This is a genomic window from Agromyces sp. Marseille-Q5079, from assembly GCF_051016555.1.
GTDB lineage: Bacteria > Actinomycetota > Actinomycetes > Actinomycetales > Microbacteriaceae > Agromyces.
In genome coordinates this window covers 1-17548 of the sequence record NZ_JBPEJF010000005.1, presented here as the reverse complement: position 1 = coordinate 17548, position 17548 = coordinate 1, and the positions used below count along the sequence as shown (strand labels likewise).

Annotated in this window: 18 protein-coding genes and 1 pseudogene; 8 read left to right on the top strand and 11 right to left on the bottom strand. The window is 71.6% G+C overall.

Going from position 1 to position 17548, the window contains the following annotated elements; all coding sequences use genetic code 11:
- The first annotated feature begins 106 nt into the window (after positions 1-106).
- The 4 genes from ACR3IO_RS12750 to ACR3IO_RS12735 all read left to right on the top strand — a co-directional run bounded on the left by ACR3IO_RS12750 (position 107) and on the right by ACR3IO_RS12735 (position 3874).
- Positions 107-1798: a PucR family transcriptional regulator gene (locus ACR3IO_RS12750; protein WP_434071588.1), complete on the top strand. Its 1692-nt coding sequence runs from the start codon at positions 107-109 to the stop codon at positions 1796-1798.
- 107 nt (positions 1799-1905) lie between these two features.
- The gene (locus tag ACR3IO_RS12745) at positions 1906-2361 is read left to right on the top strand and encodes a VOC family protein (RefSeq protein WP_434071587.1); all 456 of its coding nucleotides are present in this window, start codon (positions 1906-1908) and stop codon (positions 2359-2361) included.
- Positions 2362-2374: 13 nt separating this feature from the next.
- Complete coding sequence (locus tag ACR3IO_RS12740) at positions 2375-3094, top strand: winged helix-turn-helix transcriptional regulator (protein WP_434071586.1); 720 nt, start codon at positions 2375-2377, stop codon at positions 3092-3094.
- A gap of 117 nt (positions 3095-3211) precedes the next feature.
- Positions 3212-3874 carry a hypothetical protein gene (locus ACR3IO_RS12735; RefSeq protein ID WP_434071585.1) on the top strand — a complete coding sequence of 221 codons (663 nt, stop codon included), beginning with the start codon at positions 3212-3214 and terminating at the stop codon, positions 3872-3874.
- 6 nt (positions 3875-3880) lie between these two features.
- Here the strand turns inward: ACR3IO_RS12735 and ACR3IO_RS12730 are convergent, their stop codons facing one another.
- The 6 genes from ACR3IO_RS12730 to ACR3IO_RS12705 form a co-directional block, all read right to left on the bottom strand.
- Positions 3881-4246, bottom strand: coding sequence for a Rid family hydrolase (locus ACR3IO_RS12730; RefSeq protein WP_434071584.1), 366 nt, complete (start codon positions 4244-4246; stop codon positions 3881-3883).
- A 138-nt stretch (positions 4247-4384) separates the two neighbouring features.
- Entirely contained in the window at positions 4385-4954 is a 570-nt protein-coding gene (locus tag ACR3IO_RS12725; RefSeq protein WP_434071583.1) for an MOSC domain-containing protein, read from the bottom strand.
- Positions 4955-4976: 22 nt separating this feature from the next.
- Positions 4977-5375, bottom strand: coding sequence for a cupin domain-containing protein (locus ACR3IO_RS12720; RefSeq protein WP_434071582.1), 399 nt, complete (start codon positions 5373-5375; stop codon positions 4977-4979).
- A complete protein-coding gene (locus ACR3IO_RS12715; protein WP_434071581.1) occupies positions 5372-6820 on the bottom strand; it encodes an NAD(P)/FAD-dependent oxidoreductase in 1449 nt (482 codons plus the stop codon). The genes ACR3IO_RS12720 and ACR3IO_RS12715 overlap by 4 nt, the downstream gene beginning before the upstream one ends.
- A 169-nt stretch (positions 6821-6989) precedes the next feature.
- A complete protein-coding gene (locus ACR3IO_RS12710; RefSeq protein WP_434071580.1) occupies positions 6990-8519 on the bottom strand; it encodes a helix-turn-helix domain-containing protein in 1530 nt (509 codons plus the stop codon).
- 117 nt (positions 8520-8636) lie between these two features.
- Complete coding sequence (locus ACR3IO_RS12705) at positions 8637-9071, bottom strand: VOC family protein (protein ID WP_434071579.1); 435 nt, start codon at positions 9069-9071, stop codon at positions 8637-8639.
- Between the two features lie 105 nt (positions 9072-9176).
- Between ACR3IO_RS12705 and ACR3IO_RS12700 the strand changes: the two genes are divergently transcribed.
- Positions 9177-10256, top strand: coding sequence for a helix-turn-helix transcriptional regulator (locus tag ACR3IO_RS12700; RefSeq protein ID WP_434071578.1), 1080 nt, complete (start codon positions 9177-9179; stop codon positions 10254-10256).
- Here ACR3IO_RS12700 and ACR3IO_RS12695 read toward each other — a convergent pair.
- Complete coding sequence (locus ACR3IO_RS12695) at positions 10249-10797, bottom strand: cysteine hydrolase family protein (RefSeq protein WP_434071577.1); 549 nt, start codon at positions 10795-10797, stop codon at positions 10249-10251. The genes ACR3IO_RS12700 and ACR3IO_RS12695 overlap by 8 nt on opposite strands.
- A gap of 80 nt (positions 10798-10877) precedes the next feature.
- Here ACR3IO_RS12695 and ACR3IO_RS12690 point away from each other — a divergent pair.
- The 3 genes and pseudogenes from ACR3IO_RS12690 to ACR3IO_RS12680 all read left to right on the top strand — a co-directional run.
- A pseudogene (locus ACR3IO_RS12690) lies at positions 10878-11261 on the top strand (dienelactone hydrolase family protein); the annotation flags it as partial.
- Between the two features lie 61 nt (positions 11262-11322).
- A complete protein-coding gene (locus ACR3IO_RS12685) occupies positions 11323-11661 on the top strand; it encodes a hypothetical protein (RefSeq protein WP_434071822.1) in 339 nt (112 codons plus the stop codon).
- A gap of 161 nt (positions 11662-11822) precedes the next feature.
- Entirely contained in the window at positions 11823-12713 is an 891-nt protein-coding gene (locus ACR3IO_RS12680) for an NAD-dependent epimerase/dehydratase family protein (RefSeq protein ID WP_434071576.1), read from the top strand.
- An 85-nt stretch (positions 12714-12798) separates the two neighbouring features.
- Here ACR3IO_RS12680 and ACR3IO_RS12675 read toward each other — a convergent pair whose 3' ends face one another.
- The 4 genes from ACR3IO_RS12675 to ACR3IO_RS12660 all read right to left on the bottom strand — a co-directional run.
- Positions 12799-14454 (bottom strand): amidohydrolase, encoded by a 1656-nt coding sequence (locus tag ACR3IO_RS12675; protein ID WP_434071575.1) that lies wholly within the window; start codon positions 14452-14454, stop codon positions 12799-12801.
- Between the two features lie 83 nt (positions 14455-14537).
- Positions 14538-15500 carry an ABC transporter permease gene (locus ACR3IO_RS12670; protein ID WP_434071574.1) on the bottom strand — a complete coding sequence of 321 codons (963 nt, stop codon included), beginning with the start codon at positions 15498-15500 and terminating at the stop codon, positions 14538-14540.
- Positions 15497-16381, bottom strand: coding sequence for an ABC transporter permease (locus tag ACR3IO_RS12665; protein WP_434071573.1), 885 nt, complete (start codon positions 16379-16381; stop codon positions 15497-15499). The genes ACR3IO_RS12670 and ACR3IO_RS12665 overlap by 4 nt, the downstream gene beginning before the upstream one ends.
- On the bottom strand, positions 16374-17548 hold a 1175-nt coding region (locus ACR3IO_RS12660; protein ID WP_434071572.1), incomplete at its 5' end, for an extracellular solute-binding protein. The genes ACR3IO_RS12665 and ACR3IO_RS12660, both read right to left, overlap by 8 nt.

The window sequence follows — 17548 nt, the reverse complement described above, 5'->3', positions numbered from 1 at the left end:
GTGGTGACGGATGCCGCGAGTCGGACGCCTTCGCACCCGGACACTTCGCCCGAACCGTCGGTTAGGCTTGCAGCTCAAGCTTTTCAGAGGGTGCGAGGACTCATCGATGTCAGAACGTCGCGAAGACCGGTCGATCCAGACGGATCGTCTGGGAGCGGCGTTCGTCGACGACGGGCTGCCGACCGTTCGGGAGATCCTCTCGCTCGACGCCGTCGTCGACGGCCTGCCCGAGGTGCTCGCGGGCGATGACGCGCTCGACGCGCGCGTGCGCTGGGTGCACCTGTCCGACAGTTCGGGCGTCGCCCGGCTGCTCGACGGCGGCGAACTGCTGCTGTCCACGGGGTCGGGGTGGCCGACCGAGCCGGCCGACCTCGACGCGTTCATCGGAGGCCTCGTCGAGGCGGGGCTCTCGGGGCTCGTGCTCGAGCTCGGCGTGCACTACCGGTACGTGCCGGCCGTGGTCGAGAAGGCCGCGCGCGACCGCGGGCTCGCCCTCGTGGTGCTGCACCGCGAGGTGAAGTTCGTGGCGCTCACCGAGGCCGTGCACAGCCGCATCATCTCGGAGCAGACGGCCGCGCTTCGCGCTCGCGACGAGGTGCGCGAGCGGTTCACGGCGCTCAGCCTGCGCGGGTCGCCCGCCGACTTCATCGTGCACCAGCTCGCGCAGACGCTCGGGTCGGCCGTCATCCTCGAGAACCTCGCGCACGAGGTCGTCGCGGCCGAGGTGCCGCCCGCCGCCGAGGAGGAGCTCTTCACGAACTGGGAGGCGCGTTCGCGGCTCGCCCATCGCCGCGACCAGCAGCTGCGCCATCGCGGGGCGCCCGCAGGCGGGGGCCCGGTCGCGCCGCATCCGACGCATGACGACTGGCTCATCGTGCCGGTCGAGGCCCGCGGCACGCGGTGGGGCCACCTCATCGCGCTGCCCGGCCCGACGCACCCCGCCGGACGCACGAGCGTCCTCGAGCAGGGCGCCATCGCGCTCGCGCTCGGGCGACTCGCCGACGGCGAGAACGACGAGTGGACCCGCATCGGCCGCCAGCGCCTCGTCGATGGGCTCGTGGCGGGCCGCTTCGCGGGCCTCGCAGGCGCCGAGGCGCGGGTGAAGGCGGCCGGCCTGCCCATCGACGGCGCGACGCTCTACGGCATCGTCTCCACCGGGGCGACGGTCGCGCCGGGGGCTGCGGATGCCGCGGCGCGCGCACTCGCCGGGCGCGCGATCGACGGCGCCGCGAACGCCGCGGGCGCCCCGACCGGCGCCCGCATCGTGCTGCTGTCGGTGCCGAAGGCGCTGTCCGACGCCCAGGCGAAGGAGTTCGGGTCGGCGCTCGTGGGCGGCGACGCGGCATCCGCTGATCGGCTGGTGCTCTCGATCGGCGCGGCCGCGACCGGGCTCGAGGGCGTGCTCGGCTCGGTGCAGGAGGCGACCGACCTCGCCCGCGGGGCACGCCCGCGCGGGGTGCGCGGCGTCATCGTGCGGCGTGCCGACGACCGTCCGCTCATGCGGCTCGTGACGTCGTTGCGTGACGACCATCGGCTGCTCCGCCACAGCGAGCGGATGCTCTCGCCGCTCATCGAGTACGACCTCGCCCGCGACGGCGACCTGCTGAGCGTGCTCGGCGCGATGCTCGCGCATCCGGGCAATCGCACGGCGGCCGCGGCGGCCTCGCACCTCTCTCGTTCGGTGTTCTACCAGCGGCTCGCGCTCATCGGCGACCTGCTCGGGCTCGACCTCGACGACGGCGAGGTGCTGACGGGGCTGCACCTCGCGTTGCTCGTGCGGCGGAGCGCGTCGCGCTGATCGCGGCCCGCCGGGTCGCCTCGTTTACTTGCTATTGACAAGTTCACTTGCAAAGAGCAAGCTGGGACGCACGAAGCACTTCAGACGACGCTCCCCAGGAGGAGATCATGACCGCGACCAGCATCTTCGTGAACCTGCCCACCAATGACCTCGAGCGCTCGAAGGCGTTCTACGAGGGGCTCGGGTTCCGCATCAACCCGCTGTTCACCGACGAGAACGCCGCGTGCGTCGTGCTCGACGAGAACATCTACTTCATGGTGCTCACGCGCGAGTACCTCGGCACCTTCACCGACAAGCAGATCATCGACCCGAAGACGCACGCCCAGACGAGCATCTCGTTCACCCGCGACTCGCGCGACGAGGTCGACGCGGTGCTCGTGAAGGGTCTCGCGGCCGGCGGCACCGAGCCGCGTGAGGCGCAGGACTACGGCTTCATGTACTCGCGCGACCTCGAAGACCCCGACGGCAACATCCTCGGGTTCCTCTACATGGACCAGGTGGCCGCCGAGAAGGGCCCCGAGGCCTACATGGCCGAGCAGGGCGCCGGCCAGGCCACCGCCTGATCCGGCCGACCTCGTGGCGACACGCGCGGCGCGCGGGTACGGGCAGTACAGCGGCACGGCCCGCGCGCTCGAGCGCATCGGCGACCGATGGGCGCTGCTCATCGTGCGCGACCTGCTCGTCGGGCCGCGTCGATACGGCGACCTGAAGGCCTCGCTGCCGCGCATCCCGACCAACATCCTCAGCGACCGGTTGAAGGAGCTGCAGGAGGCCGGGGTCGTCCGCCGCGTGCCGACCGTGCGCGGCGGCTACGAGCTGACCCGCCTCGGGCTCGCGCTCGAGCCGGTCGTCGTCGCGCTCGAACGGTGGGGCTGGTCAGAGCTCGGCGAACCCGTCGAGGGTGACACGGTCGGCGCCGACGCGCTCGCGATCTCGCTGCGAGCGGCGTTCCGAGCGGATGCCGCGGCAGGCCTGCCGCCGACCGAGTACGTGCTCCACGTGGGCGGCGTCTCGCTCTCGGTCATCGTCCTCGGCGCGACGCTCGACATCGTGCCGATCGGTCCCGGCGCCCTGCCGCAGCCCAGGCGGCGCTCGGCCTTCGAGCCCGTGCCGGGCGCCCTGCTCGAACTCGCACTCGAACCGGACTCCCTTCGCGACCTGCTCGCCGGCGACGCCGCGCGGGCCACCGTCCTGGCCGGAGACGATGAGCTGCTCGAGCGATTCGTGCTGACGTTCCGCATCGGTCCGGCGGCGCCGCCGACCGAGCGCGCACCGGCAGCGGATGCCGCGGCCTGAATCACCCGTGTGAAGCGGGTGTTATCGAAGCGAGATGCTGGCCGGATGTCGATGGCGTGATCACCCCGATAGCGTGACCATGCGGTTCCCCCCGCACGTTCACCCAGAGGAGAACCCGTGTCACGATTCCGCCCGTTCGCATCGGCGCCGGCTGCGTTCGGCCTGGCTGCGCTCGCCCTGATGGGACTCGCAGGTTGCGCCCTCGGTGGAGCGAATGCGAGTGAGCCCACCTCGACGGCGTCGCAGGTACCTGAGCCGTCCGCGACCACGCCGCCACCGTCCGAGACCCCGATCCCGACGCCGGTCGTTCCGGACCTCGCCGACGTCGCGTCGTGGGAGATCACGGCGGCCGGCATCGGACCCATCGTGCGCGGTGCCCCGTACCCCGAGTCGATCGCGCCGTTGGCGACGTTCGAGGTGACGGAGTACTGCCCGGGTGTCATCGACCTCTCGAAGGACGCGACGGCGCAGATCCTGCTGAGACTCTCAGATGACGGCACCGAGATCGCGTCGGTCTGGGTGAGCGGTCTCGCCGGCGTGGACGGCGTCGTTCCGGTCGCGCCGACGACGGCAGCGGGAATCCACCTCGGATCATCGGGCGATGAGCTCGCGGCGGCGTACCCCGAGCTCGAGCTCGCCGGGCAGACCGCCTCCGACACCTACGGCTACGCGGTCGGTGACGACGAGAACGGGTGGATGGACTTCATCGTGGACGGCGACGTCGTGTGGGCGATGGGTTCGTCGGAGCGTCCAAGTGCGCCGAAGGAGATGTGCGGCTGATCCGGGTCAGCCGCGGCTGCGCGTCGCCACCGCGCCGACCTCGACGAGGATCGCGGCGTCGACGAACGGCAGGGCGTGCGTGAGCGTGAACGCGGGGCGGATCTCGGCGTAGACCTCGCCGTGGGCGCGGGCGGCTTCCTCCCAGTTCTCGAAGTCGCTCACCGCGAGGCGGCTGTGCACGACGTCTGCGAGCGAGAAGCCGTGCTCGACGAGCACCGACTCGATGGTCGCGAGCGCGGCCCGCGTCTGCGCGTACAGGTCGTCGCCGGCGCCGGCCGTCTCCGAGATGTGGATCGTGTCGTCGACGACGACCGCCCTCGAGTAGCCGATCTTGGTCTCCCAGGGCGATCCGGTGGTGACGAGCGTGCGCATGGGCGTGCTTCCTGACTGTTCGGGGGAGGGGCCGCTCAATTCCTACCCGTGGCATCGACCGCCGTGCAACACGCGTGACCCCGTGCGTCGACACCGCACCGCGCCCGGCCCCGCTGGGAACGGTGTTCGCGGTCGGGGTCAGACCGGTTGCAGCGCCTCGTGTTCGCCGTCGGGCAGTGTGACGGTGATCGCGTCGCCGGGGATCACGGGGCCGTCGGCGAGCACGACCGCCATGACGCCCGCGAGACGCACGACTTCGCCGTCGTCGCCACGCGACACGAGGCGCTTCATCAGCCCGTCGCCGAGCTGGTCGATCTGCACGCACGGGTTGCGGAGTCCTGTGATCTCGATCTCGGCCTCGTCGCCGAGCCGCAGGCGGGACCCTCGGGGCAGGCCGAGCAGGTCGACGCCACGGGTCAGCACGTTCTCGCCGAGCGCGCCCGGCGCGACCGCGTAGCCGTCGGTCGCCAGCTCGTCGAGCAGTTCGGCGTGGATGAGGTGCACCTGGCGCAGGTTCGGTGTCGACGGGTCGCGCCTGATCCGCGAGAGGTGCTGGACCGTGCTGCCGAAGTGGGCGTCGCCCTCGACTCCGAACCCCGTGACGAGACGGATCTCGTCATGTCGCGGCTTGCTGAAGTGGTGCGCGTCGTCGCGCGACACCGACACGACGGACGCGGGCGCGGTGAGAAGCTCGTCGGGAACGCTCATGCGTCGAGCCTATCGAGGCCGGCTAGGGCGCGACGTAGACCTTGCGCAGCGTCTCGCGCACCGTCCAGACGGTCTCCATGCCGGACGTCAGCCGCACGACGGAGCCGGGCCGGAGCTCGATCGATGCGAGCGCCGGGCTGACGAACTCGACGGTCGCGTCGCCCGTGAGCACGACGAACAGCTCGTCGGCCTCGACGTCGCTCATCGCGCCCGGGGTCATCTCCCAGACGCCGATCGTCCGGCCGGCGTCGGCTGCGGCATCCGGGTCGTCACCGCCGTCGGGCTCGGTCGAGTCGAGCACGAGATGGCCGGTCGTCGGAGCACCTGTCACGACCTGGTCGGCAGCGACGGGCTCGTGCTCGAGTGCCAGGCCCGCGGCATCCGTCACGGCACCCGCGAGGAGCCGGGTGAGGCCGGTCATGAGTCGAACCCCAGGCCGAGGGCGTCGAGCGTCTTCAGCAGCAGGTTGCGCTCACCGCGGTTGTGATCGGCACGGTCGAGCGACCACCGCGTGGCGTTGATGCCGATCGCAGCCGCGGGCTCGGGCGGGAACGGCAGCGGGCGCTTGCGCACCATCTGCAGCCGCGTGCGCTCGGTGTCGCGCCGATCGAGCAGGTCGAGCATCGTCTCGGCGGCGAAGCGGGTCGACCCCACGCCGAGCCCGGTGAACCCGGCGGCGTAGGCGACGCGGTGGTCGCGGGCCGTGCCGAAGAACGCCGTGAACTGCGTGCTCGTGTCGATCGCTCCGGCCCACTGGTGGCTGAACGACAGGCCCTCGAGCTGCGGGAAGGTCGTGAAGAAGTGGTTCGCCAGCTTCTCCCACGTCTCGGGGCGGTTCTCGTAGCCCGTGCGCACCCGCCGGCCGTAGTGGTAGATCGCGTCGTACCCGCCGAACAGGATGCGGTTGTCCTTCGAGAGCCGGTAGTAGTGGAACTGGTTCGCCATGTCGCCGATGCCCTGGCGGTCGCGCCATCCGATGCTCGACAGCTGCGCCTCGGAGAGCGGCTCGGTCATGAGCACGTAGTCGTAGACGGGCACGGTCATGAGCCGGTTGCGCTTCAGCAGCGACGGGAAGACGTTCGTCGCGAGCACCGCGTTCGTCGCGTCGACGCGGCCGCCGTCGGTGATGACGCTGACCGCGCCGGTCGAGCCCGGGGTGTCGATGCGCTTCACGGGGGAGTGCTCGAAGACCTCGACGCCGAGCTCCTCGGCGACGCGCGCCAGTTCGGACGCGAGTCGCGCCGGATGCAGCATGGCGTTCGAGCGCTTCTCCCAGACGCCGGCGAGGAAGGTCGGCGAGGCGACGGACGCCTGCACCTCGCGCTCGTCGAGAAAGACGACGTCGTCATCGCCCTCGGCGACGGCCTCGGCGTGCATCTCGCGCAACCACTCGACCTGGTGCTCCTCGATCGCCGGCGCGAGCTGGCCGGTGCGCTCGAAGTGGAAGTCCATGCCGAGTTCGGCCTCGGAGGCCTCGATCGCGTCGAGGTTCTCGAGCCCCAGCCGGGTCAGCGTGGGCATCTCGGCGGGCCAGCGCGACATGCCGTTCTCGTGGCCGTGCGTGAGGCTCGCCTCGCAGAACCCACCGTTGCGGCCGGATGCCGCCCAGCCGATCGACTTCGCCTCGACGAGCACGACGCGCGAGGCGGGGTTGCGGCGCTTCGCGAGCACCGCACTCCAGAGGCCCGTGTAGCCGCCGCCGACGATCACCAGGTCGGCGACCTTCGTGCCGGTGAGCTTCGGACGCCCGCCGACGGCGCCCTCGGGCAGGTCCTCGAGCCAGAACACCGCCTGTCGGGTCGGCTTCAGTGCATGTTCGACAACGGATGCCGGAGGTCGGCGTCGTTCGAATACGGTCGTTCCCACGGCGATCACTCCAAGGCGGTCTGGGTAGGTCTCCATCCTCCCGCGCAGCACGTCGCGGCGCCACGTGCGCGGTGTCGGGACATCCGCTCGCACTCGGACAAGCTGTGCTGCTCGGCGCAGCGAGGCGCGGCGCAGCGAGGCGCGGCGAGACGCCTGCGCCGGTCCGAGCTCAGGCGCGCGGCGCGTGCGCCTCGAGGAACGCGAACACCTCGGTCTGGTCGACGCCCGGGAACGTGCCCGTCGGCAGCGCCGCGAGCAGCGAGGTCGGGGTGCGCGCGGCCGGCCACGAGGCATCCGCCCATCGCTCGGCGAGGCCCGCCGGGGCCTGGCAGCACGCCGGATCGGGGCAGCGTGAAACCGCACGGTGGGGTGTCTCCCGCCCGCGGAACCACTTCACGTGCTCGAACGGCACGCCCACCGACACGGAGTACTCGCCCTCCTTCGCCTTCTCGATGCGCGACGTGCACCAGAACGTGCCCGACGGGGTGTCGGTGTACTGGTACCAGGGGCTGAAGCGGTCCTCGACGTCGAACACGGTGCGGGCCGTCCAGTTGCGGCACATCGTCGTGCCCTCGATGGCGCCGAGCGCGTCGCTCGGGAAGCGCACCCGGTCGTTCTCGTAGGCCTTGATGATGGTGCCCGACTCGTGCACCTTCGTGAAGTGCACCGGGATGCCGAGCCTCGCCGTCGCGAGGTTCGTGAAGCGGTGCGCCGCCGTCTCGTACGACACGGCGAAGTGGTCACGCAGTTCCTCCATGGAGATGCGGCGCAGGTTCTTCGCCTCGGTGAGGAAGCGCACGGCCGCCTGCTCGGGCAGCAGGATCGCCGCCGTGAGGTAGTTCGTCTCGATGCGCTGGCGCAGGAAGTCGGCGTAGCCGTGCGGTTCGGAGTGGCCGAGCAGGTGGCTCGCGAGCGCCTGCAGGATGGGCGAGCGCGAGTCGCGCGACGGCGACTGCTGCGTTGGCAGGTAGATGCGGCCGTTGCGCTTGTCGGTCACCGAGCGGGTCGAGTGCGGCAGGTCGCCGACGTAGTGCAGCGAGTAGCCGAGATGGCTGGCCATGTCGGCGACGAGCTGGTGCGACACCGGCCCGCCGGTGTGGCCGACCGCCTCGAGCAGCTCGGCGGCCTTCGCCTCGAGCTCGGGGTAGAAGTTGTCGCGCGAGCGCATCTCGGCGCGGAGCACGGCGTTGGCGCGGCGGGCCTCCTCGGGCGTCGCCGCACGCTCGCGGTGCAGGCGGTCGATCTCGTTGTGCAGCGCCAGGATCGTCGCGAGTGTCTGGTCGTTCATGCCCTTCGCCACGCGGAACGGGTCGAGTCCGAGCGCGGCGAAGACGGGCCCCCGCTGGGCCCGCTCGACGGCGATCTCGAGGGCGGCGCGCTCGGACGGGGCATCCGTCCTCAGCAGCTCGTCGACGGTCGTGCCGAGCGCTGACGCGATCGTGCGCAGCATCGAGAGCCGGGGTTCGCGCTTGCCGTTCTCGATCGCGCTCACCTGCGACGGCGCCCGTTCGATGGCGGCGGCGAGTTCTCCGAGCGTCATCGAACGTGCGGTGCGGTGCTCGCGGATGCGGCGGCCGAGCGTGAGGGCGTCGACCTCGGTGGTCGCAGCGTCGTCGATCTCGGCGCGCTCGGCGGCGACCCGGCCCGCGTGGTGCGGGGCGGGAGCGGCGAGGCGGGGACTGCGATCGGCGGTGATCATCTTTCGATGGTCACACGCGCGAGCGGATGCCGCAAACAGAACTCTCGCCGAAGTTCTGCGCATCGGCGGATGATTGTGGCAGATCATCGCGTTTATCCGCCGAGACACACGGAAGAATCACCGTCCTGCTGCCTGCGTCGTGGTTTCGCGGTCGAGCATCTCGAGGTAGTGCGTGTTCGTCATCACGCCGAGCACCGTGCCGAAGGGGTCGACGACGGAGGCCGTGACGAACCCGGGCCCGTGCTCGGTGATCGGCAGCAGGGGCGTCGCGCCGAGCTCGATCAGGCGGTCGAGCGTGCCCTCGAGGTCGTCGGTGTGCCAGTGGATGATCGTGCCGCCCGTTCCGGCGCCGAAGCCGGCCGGGCTGAACCGGCGGTCGATGAAGCCGAGCTCCTGCTGGTGGTCGCCGATGCGGAACTCGACGTAGGCGGCGCGCCCGTCGGGCCCTTCGCGGGTGAAGTACGGCTCGAAGCCGAGCACCTCGGCGTACCAGGCCGCGGCGGCCGCGGGGTCCTCGACGTAGCAGTTGACGGTGGCGATGCCTCGCAGCATGGTGTCTCCCTCATTCGGCCAGGCGACCCGATGCCGACCTGGTGATTCCATCCTGCTCCCCAAAAGTGCTCACCTTATGACTACTTTTCCGAGGAGAATCGAATCATGCGCGCAGACCGACTCGTGGCCACCCTCCTCCTCATGCAGGCGCGCGGACGGGTGACCGCCGCCGAGCTCGCCGAGGAGCTCGAGATCTCGGTGGCCACCGCTCGCCGCGACCTCGAGGCGTTGTCCGCGGCCGGCATCCCGGTCTACCCGCAGACCGGGCGCGGAGGCGGCTGGCAGCTGCTCGGCGAGGGCCGCACCGACCTGAGCGGGTTCACCGCATCGGAGGCGCGCGCCCTCTTCCTGACGCTCGGGCCCCGCGCCGGCGAGAGCGACGAGGCCAGGTCCGCACTGCGCAAGGTCATGCGGGCCCTGCCCGAGACGTTCCGAGCCGACGCCGAGGCCGCCGCCGAGTCGGTCATCGTCGAGGCGGGCGGCTGGGGATCGCCCGCCGTGCGGCCGCCGGAGGTCGCGCTGCTGCAGGCCGCGGTGCTCGAGCGCCGTGCCGTGCGCTTCGACTACACGGCATGGGGCAGACCGGCGCGCACTCGCACGGTGCATCCGCTCGGCCTGATCGACAAGGGCGGCACGTGGTACCTCATCGCCCGAGCGGTGGAGGTGGACGCGGGCGTTCCGGATGCCGCGGGCGTTCCGGATGCCACGGGCGGCGCGGACGCCGAGGACGTTCCGGATGCCGCAGCGCGGCGGCCCGCGGCATCCGACACCGCTCTTCGCAGTTACCGCCTCGATCGTCTCTCGAACGCCGAGACGCTCGACGAGACGTTCGAGCCGCCCGAGGGCTTCGACCTCGAGGCGGCGTGGGCCGAGGTCGGCGGCGAGGTGGCACGCGCGCGCGCCCGTGCGACGGCGACCGTGCGCGTGGAGCCCGACGTGCTCGAGGAGTTCCGGGGGTGGGTCGGCGGCACCGAACTCGTCGCCGACGCGGCACCCGATGCCGCCGGCCGGGTGCTCGTGCGGGTCACCGCCCCGAGCGAGATGGCGCTCGCGCGCCGCCTCTCGGCCTGGGTCGAGGGCGTCGAGGTGGTCGAGCCACGGGCGGTGCGCGCCCGACTCGCGGCGTTCGGGGTGCGGCTCGTCGAGGCCTACGGGGCGAACCGCTCGGAGGGGCCCGTCAGCTGAGCAGGTCGTCGACGCTCACGACCTGCGCGTAGCTGTCGCCGAGCGCGGCCATGAAGGCGGCGTGCACCTGCGCCGCGGGCACCACCGTGTCGCCGAACGTGAGGTCGGGGGCGGCGCACGCGTCGTGCGCGACCGTCACGGAGTAGCCGGCGTCGACCGCCGCGCGCACGGTCGCATCGACGCACATGCTCGACATCATGCCGACGATCACGACGCCGTCGGCATCGGCGCCGGCCTCGCGGAGGCGCACGTCGAGGTCGGTGCCGAGGAAGGAGTTCGGGTGCGCCTTGACGACGACGGGCTCGCCGTCGACCGGGGCGACGAGCGGGTGGATCTCGACGCCGTGCGTGCCGGGCGCGAAGAACGCGGCATCCGGGGCGTCCCACACGTGCTGCACGTGCACGACCGGCTGGCCGGCCTCGCGGTGGGACGCGAGCAGGCGGGCGGCGTTCGCGGCCGCGGCGTCGGGGCCGACCAGCGGATGCGCGCCGCCGGCGAAGTAGTCGTTCTGGATGTCGATGATGAGCAGGGTGCGGGTCACGCGAGCCACGCTAGCCGACGCACTGTCGCCACGGCGCGTCGCAGCCCTAGGCTGGCCGCATCCCGACGAGCGGAGGACCGATGCCCGAGGTCGACACGGTGCCCGAGCTCAGCAGGTGGAAGCGCACCATGGTCGCCGACGGCACGCTCGCCGTCGAGTGCCTCGAGCGCGGCGAGGGCCCCGGCGTCATCCTGCTGCCCGAGATCCCGGGCATCATGCCGGGCACGATCGCGCTCGGCGACCTCCTCGTCGAGCACGGCTTCACCGTGGTCATGCCGTCGCTCTTCGGCGTGCCGGGTCGTCGGGCGAGCGCGCTCGTGCAGGCCGTCGCGGTGGCCAGGCTCTGCGTGATGTCGGAGTTCCGCGCGTTCTCGCTCGACCTGAGGGGCGAGGTCACGGACTTCCTCCGGCTCGTGGCCGGCGAGCTCGCCGGGCGCACGCCCGGACGCGGCGTCGGCATCGTCGGCATGTGCTTCACCGGCGGCTTCGCGATCGCGACCGCCGTGACCACCGACGACGTTCCCGGTGACGCCGTCGCGCGCGCGGAGCATCGGCGTGCCCGCCGAGGCGCTCGAGCGCTATGCAGCCTCGCGCAGCGGATCGTCGCACTGCGTGCTCGGGCTCCGGTTCTCGCAGGACCGCACGTCGGGCGATGCGCGACTGGTCGCGCTCGAGCGCCACCTCGGGCGGGCCGCGAGGGTCGTTCGCATCCCCTCGGGCGACGAGAGCACCGACGGCACGCCGAAGGGCGGCCACTCCGTGCTCACGAAGGGCGTGCGCGAGGACCCGCCGAACCGTGCATTCGCCGAGCGGGAGGCGATGTTCGCGTTCCTCTCCGAGCGGCTCGCCCCCGCAGAGGGCTGACGCCGCTCGCGCCGATCAGGTCGAGACGGTCTCGCTCGTGCCGGCCGCGACCGGGCTCGCCGGCCCCGCCGGGGTGACGGAGATGGACGCCATGTGACTCCTGGTTTCGTCGAGGGAAGTTCCGTTGAAGATACCGGACGCGGATCCGTAGCGTGACGGGCATGACAATTCTCCTGACCGGCGCGACCGGGTACATCGGTTCGGCCGTCCTCGACGCCCTCCTCGCCGACGGGCACGACGTGCACGCCGTCGTCCGCAGCCAGTCCGCCGCCGAACGCGTCGTCGCCCGTGGCGCGACGCCGATCATCGGCGACGTGACGGATGTCGCGTGGTTCGCCGCCGCGCTCGCCGGCGCCGACGGCGCGATCCATGCGGCCGCGCCCGACTCCGACGCCGAGGCGTTCAACACCGCCGTGGTCGACGCGGCCATTCGCGCGTACGCCGGCACCGGCCGGCGATTCGTCCTGACGAGCGGCGTCTGGGAGTTCGGGGCCGGCGAGATCGCCGACGACGACCCCGTCGCACCGCCCGCGCTCGTCGCCTGGCGGGTGCCGATCGAGGAGCGCCTCCTCGCGTCGGAGGTCGACGCAGTGGTGCTCGCCCCGGGCGTCGTCCATGGCCACGGCAAGGGGCTCGTGAACCTCGTCGTCGATGCACCCGTCACCGAGGCGGGGGAGCTCTCGCTCATCGGCGACGGCGAGCAGCGCTGGTCGCTCGTGCACGTCGACGACCTCGCCCGGCTCTACGTGGTCGCCCTCACGAACGTCGATGCGTCCGGGCGCGTGATCGCCGTCGACGGCTCGCCCACGACGGTGCGTGCGATCGCCGAGGCGGCGGCCGCGGCATCCGGAGCCGGCGGGGTGGTCGGCGAGGGCGTCGAGGCGACCCGTGAGCGGCTCGGCGCCGCGTTCGCCGACGCGCTGCTGCTCGACCAGGCAGCCGACGGGGCGAAGGCCCGCTCGCTCGGATGGGAGCCCCGGCACGCGAGCGTGCTCGACGAGCTCGCCCGTTCGCAGGCGTCGGACGACTCCTTGGAGGAATCGGCGGCCTAGGCGGCATCCGCCGACCGGTCGGGCCGGCGCGTCCGCGGACGCCTCGACCCGGCCGACCCGACCGCCGACCGGGCCGATCAGGGCGTCAGTCGTCGGATGCCGCGTACACGCAGTCGCCCTCGACGAAGGTCTGCAGCACGCGGGTCGCCCCGATCTCGGAGGCGGGGCCGGCGAACGGGTCGCGATCGAGCACGACGAGGTCGGCGAACTTGCCCACCTCGATCGTGCCGGTGACGTCGTCGAGGTGGTTCACGTACGCGGAGCCCGCGGTGTAGGCGGTGAGCGAGGTGGCGAGGTCGATGGCCTGCTCGGGCAGGAACACGTCGAACTCGCCCTCCTCGTATCCGGGCGCCGAGACGCGGTTGACGGCGACGTGGATCGCCGCGAGCGGGTTCGGCGTCGACACCGACCAGTCGCTGCCGGCGGCCAGCACCGCACCGGAACGCTGCAGGTCGCCGAACGGGTACTGCCAGGCGTCGCGCGGCGACCCGAGGAACGGCAGCGTGAGCTCGACCATCTGCGGCTCCAGCGCGGCCCAGAGCGACTGCATGTTCGCCACGACGCCGAGCTCGCGGAAACGCCCGATGTCGTCGGGGTGCACGACCTGGATGTGGGCGATGTGGTGTCGGTGGTCGTTGCGCCCGTTCGCCTCGATGGCATGCGACACGGCGTCGAGGCATTCGCGCACGGCGCGGTCGCCGATCGCGTGGAAGTGCAGTTGGAACCCGAGCGCGTCGAGCTCGGCTGCGGCGGGCAGCAGCACGGCCGGGTCGACGAACGAGATGCCCGAGTTGTCGGTGAAGTGCCCGTGCCCGTCGCAGTACGGTTCGAGCATCGACGCCGTGAAGTTCTCGGCCACGCCGTCCTGCATGATCTTGATGCTCGTCGAGGCGAACCGGCCGGCGCGGTAGCGCTCGCGCTTGTCGACGAGATCGTCGATCTGCTCGACGCCGCGCAGGCGATCCCACCAGAGCGCGCCGACGACGCGACCCGTGAGCTTGCCCGATTCCGCGGCGCGCACGTAGGCGGGCCCGGGGTCGCCGGCATCGCCGTAGGTGCCGACGATCGCATCCTGCCAGGCGGTGATGCCGAACGAGTGCAGGTACGCCTGCCCGAGGAGCAGTGCCTCCTCGAGCTCCTCGTCGGTCGTGCGGGGCAGCAGCCGGTTCACGAGCCCCATGGCGCCCTCGTGCAGGGTTCCGGATGCCGCGCCCGTCGCATCCCGCTCGATGCGCCCGTCGGACGGATCGGGGGTGTCCCGGTCGATGCCCGCGAGGCGCAGCGCGGCCGAGTTCACCCAGGCGCCGTGCCCGTCGCGGTTCGGCAGGAAGGCCGGCCGGTCGGGCACGACGGAGTCGAGGTCGGCGGCCGTCGGCGTGCCGCCCGGGAACGCCGACATCGACCAGCCGCCGCCGAGGATCCATTCGGCGTCGGGGTTCGCCTCCGCGTACTCGCGGAGGCGTTCGAGGTAGGCCTCGCGCGTGTCGAGCTCGGCGAGGTTGCAGCGCATGAGGTCGAGGCCGCCCCACACCGGGTGCACGTGCGCGTCCTGGAACCCCGGCACGAGCAGTCGCCCCGCGAGGTCGACGTGCCGGGTGTCGGGGCCGATCAGCTCGAGCACCTCGTCGTGGCCTACGGCGACGATGCGCCCGTCGGTGACGGCCACGGCGCTCGCCCTGAAGCGTTGAGTCGTCGCGGTGAAGACGGGCCCGCCCGAGAAGACGAGGTCGGCGTGGGTCATGGTGCTCCTTTCACGGCGCGCACGGCGCCGGCACGCGGCATCCGGATGTCGCGGAAGGTCGGTTCGAGGATGGAAGGCCGGCGTCAGCTGCCGGCCATGGTGCGCGCGATCTGCGTCGCCGAGTCGCCCGCGCGCTTCAGTACGACGGCCACGAGGGCGAGCGCGCCCAGCGTCAACAGCAGCATGACCGTGGAGACCGCGGCGATCTCGGGCCGGAGACCGGAGCGCAGCGCGCTCAGCACGTACACGGGCCACGACGTCGAGCCCGAGACCTGCACGAACGACGCCACCACGGTGTTGTCGAGCGAGAGCGTGAACGAGAGCAGGGCGCCGGCGAGCACGGCGGGCATCGCGAGCGGCAGCGTCACCCGCCGGAACGTCGTGAACGGCGTCGCGTAGAGGTCAGCCGACGCCTCCTCGAGCTGCTCGTCGAGGCCGACGAGCCGCGCCCGCACGATGTACGCCACGACCGCCGTCGCGAAGAGCGAATGGCCGATCACGAGTCGCACGATGCCGTCGTTGAAGAGGCCGATGCCGAGGTCCTGGCCGAGGAACACGAGCCACGGCAGCAGGGCCACCGCGTCGACGATCTCGGGCGTGACCGACACGAGCAGCAGCAGGCCCACGAACCAGAAGGTCCACTTGCCGGGGCGACGCGCGAGCGCGATGCCGGCGAGCGTGCCGAGCACGGTCGCGACCAGGGCCGCGATGACGCCGGTGCGCAGCGACACCAGCACCGCGTCCTGCACGGCGGGCTTCAGGAAGAGCGTCAGGTACGGGTCGAACCCGAAGCCGTCCCACGCGATGAGCAGCCGGCCCGTGTTGAACGAGTACACGATGATCACGAGGATCGGCGCGAACAGGAACAGGAAGACGAGCACGCTCCACACCGTCATGCCGATGTCGAGCGCCGACCGCCGGTGACGACGACGGGGTGCGGATGCCGCAGCCGGCCGGGTCGCGGCATCCGACGACCCTGACGGGCCGATGCCCGTCGCCGCCACCGCCTGGGTGTCGGGCGCACTGCTCACGGTGCTGTTCGTCATCGTGCCTCCTCGAGCGTGACGCGGTATCGATTGCGGAACGGGAGCGCGATCAGCCACAGCAGGCCGCCGATCGCCGCGGCCGAGGCCATGATCACGACGATCAGCATCACCGCCATGGCCGAGCCCAGCGCCCAGTTCTGCGCGGTCTGGAACTGGCTGGCGACGAGCTGGCCGACCATGTTGCCCTGCGCGCCGCCGAGCACGGTCGCCGTGATGTAGTCGCCCATGAGGGGGATGTACACGAGCAGTGCGCCCACGATGATGCCGGGGCGCGCGAGGGGGAGCGTGACGCGCAGGAACGTGGAGAACCGGTTCGCCCCCAGGTCCTTGCTGGCCTCCCGGAGCGGGTCGCCGACCCGGTCGAAGGCGACGTAGAGCGGCAGGATCATGAGCGGCAGGTAGTTGTAGACCACGCCGAGCAGCACGGCCGGTCGCGTGTAGAGCACGTCGAGGGGGCCGTTGATGAAGCCGACGTCCTGCAGCAGGTGCGAGAACCAGCCCTCGGGCGCGAGGATGATCTGCCAGCCGATCGTGCGCACCAGGAAGTTGGCCCAGTACGGCACCATGACGAGCGCGATGAGCAGGCCGCGGAGCGACGGCGGCGACTTGACCGCCATCCAGTACGCGACCGGCAGGCCGATCAGCAGGCAGATGACCGTGCCCCACACGCCGACCCACAGCGTGTTGAGGAACACGGAGAAGAACGTCGGCGAGAGGGCCTCCGCGTAGCGGTCGAACGAGAGGACGTCGTTCGCGTGCGTGCCGAACATGCCCGGCTTGTACCCGAAGCTGAACCAGATCACCGAGCCCACGGGCAGCACGAAGAAGAACACCAGCCATGCCCACGCCGGGATGGCCAGGCCGAAGGGGATCCTACGCACCGGCAGCGGCCTTCGCCTTGTTCCAGATGTCGACGGTGCGCTGCTGCGCCTCGTTCACCTCGCCGTCGTGCATGGTCTCGAGCTGCTCGGGAGTGAAGAACACCAGGCCGAGCAGTTCGAGGCCCTCGGCCTCGGCCGTCTCCTGGATGCCCGTGGCCCCCGTGTGGTAGCCGATGTAGTCGACCTGCAGGAGCTGGTTCTCGGGCGCCATCGTGTAGTTGATGAACGCGTGCGCCGCCTCCGGGTGCGGGGCGCCCACGGGGATCGCCCAGTTGTCCATCCAGAGCTCGGTCGCGGGCGAGCCGAGCACCCACTGCCACCGGTCGGGGTCGGGGCTCTCGATCATGCCGATGCGCGCGTCGCCGTTCCACGCCTGCATGAGCACCTGCGTGGCCTGCGGGATGGCCTGGCCGCCCGGGTAGGAGTCGAACGCGGCGATGTGCGGCGCCAGCGTGTTGACGATGTAGTCCTCGCACGCGTCGATGTCGGCCTGGTCGGTCGTGGTCCAGTCGATGCCGTTGGCCCAGTAGTAGATGCCCGTGACCTCGGCCGGGTCGTCGAGCACGCTCGTCTTGCCGCTGGCCTCGTTCTGCGCGGCGTCGAGGAAGTCGTTCCAGGTCTTGAGCTCGCGCGTGATGACCGTCTTGTCGTAGACGAAGCCCGTCGTGCCCCAGGCCTTGCAGATGGAGTACTCGTTGTCGGGGTCCCAGCCGCGGCCGAGGAAGGCCGGATCCATGAACTCGATGTTCGGGAGCAGGTCCTTGTTCAGGGGCTGGATGAGCTTGTTCTCGACCATCTGCGGGATGTACGCGCCCGTCGGCACGATGAGGTCGTAGCCGCTCGTGCCCTTGGCCGCGATGAGCTTCGAGATGAGCTCCTCGTTCGAGCCGTAGGAGTCGAGCGTGACCTTCGGGCCGAGCTCCTCCGTGAAGGCCGCGATCACGTCGGGGGAGTCGTAGTCGCCCCACGTGTAGATGCTGAGCTTGTCCTCGAGCGCGCCGCCGGTGGCCTGCGGGCCGGCCGACGTGGCGCCGCCGGGCGTGCAGGCCGCGAGGAGGCCGACGCTGCCGGCGGCCGCGGCGAAGCTCAGGAAGCGCCGGCGGGGTGGGTTCCGCCGGCCGGTCGGGGCCGCCTCCGCGCTGGCGGGGGGGCGGGGGGGGGACTGGG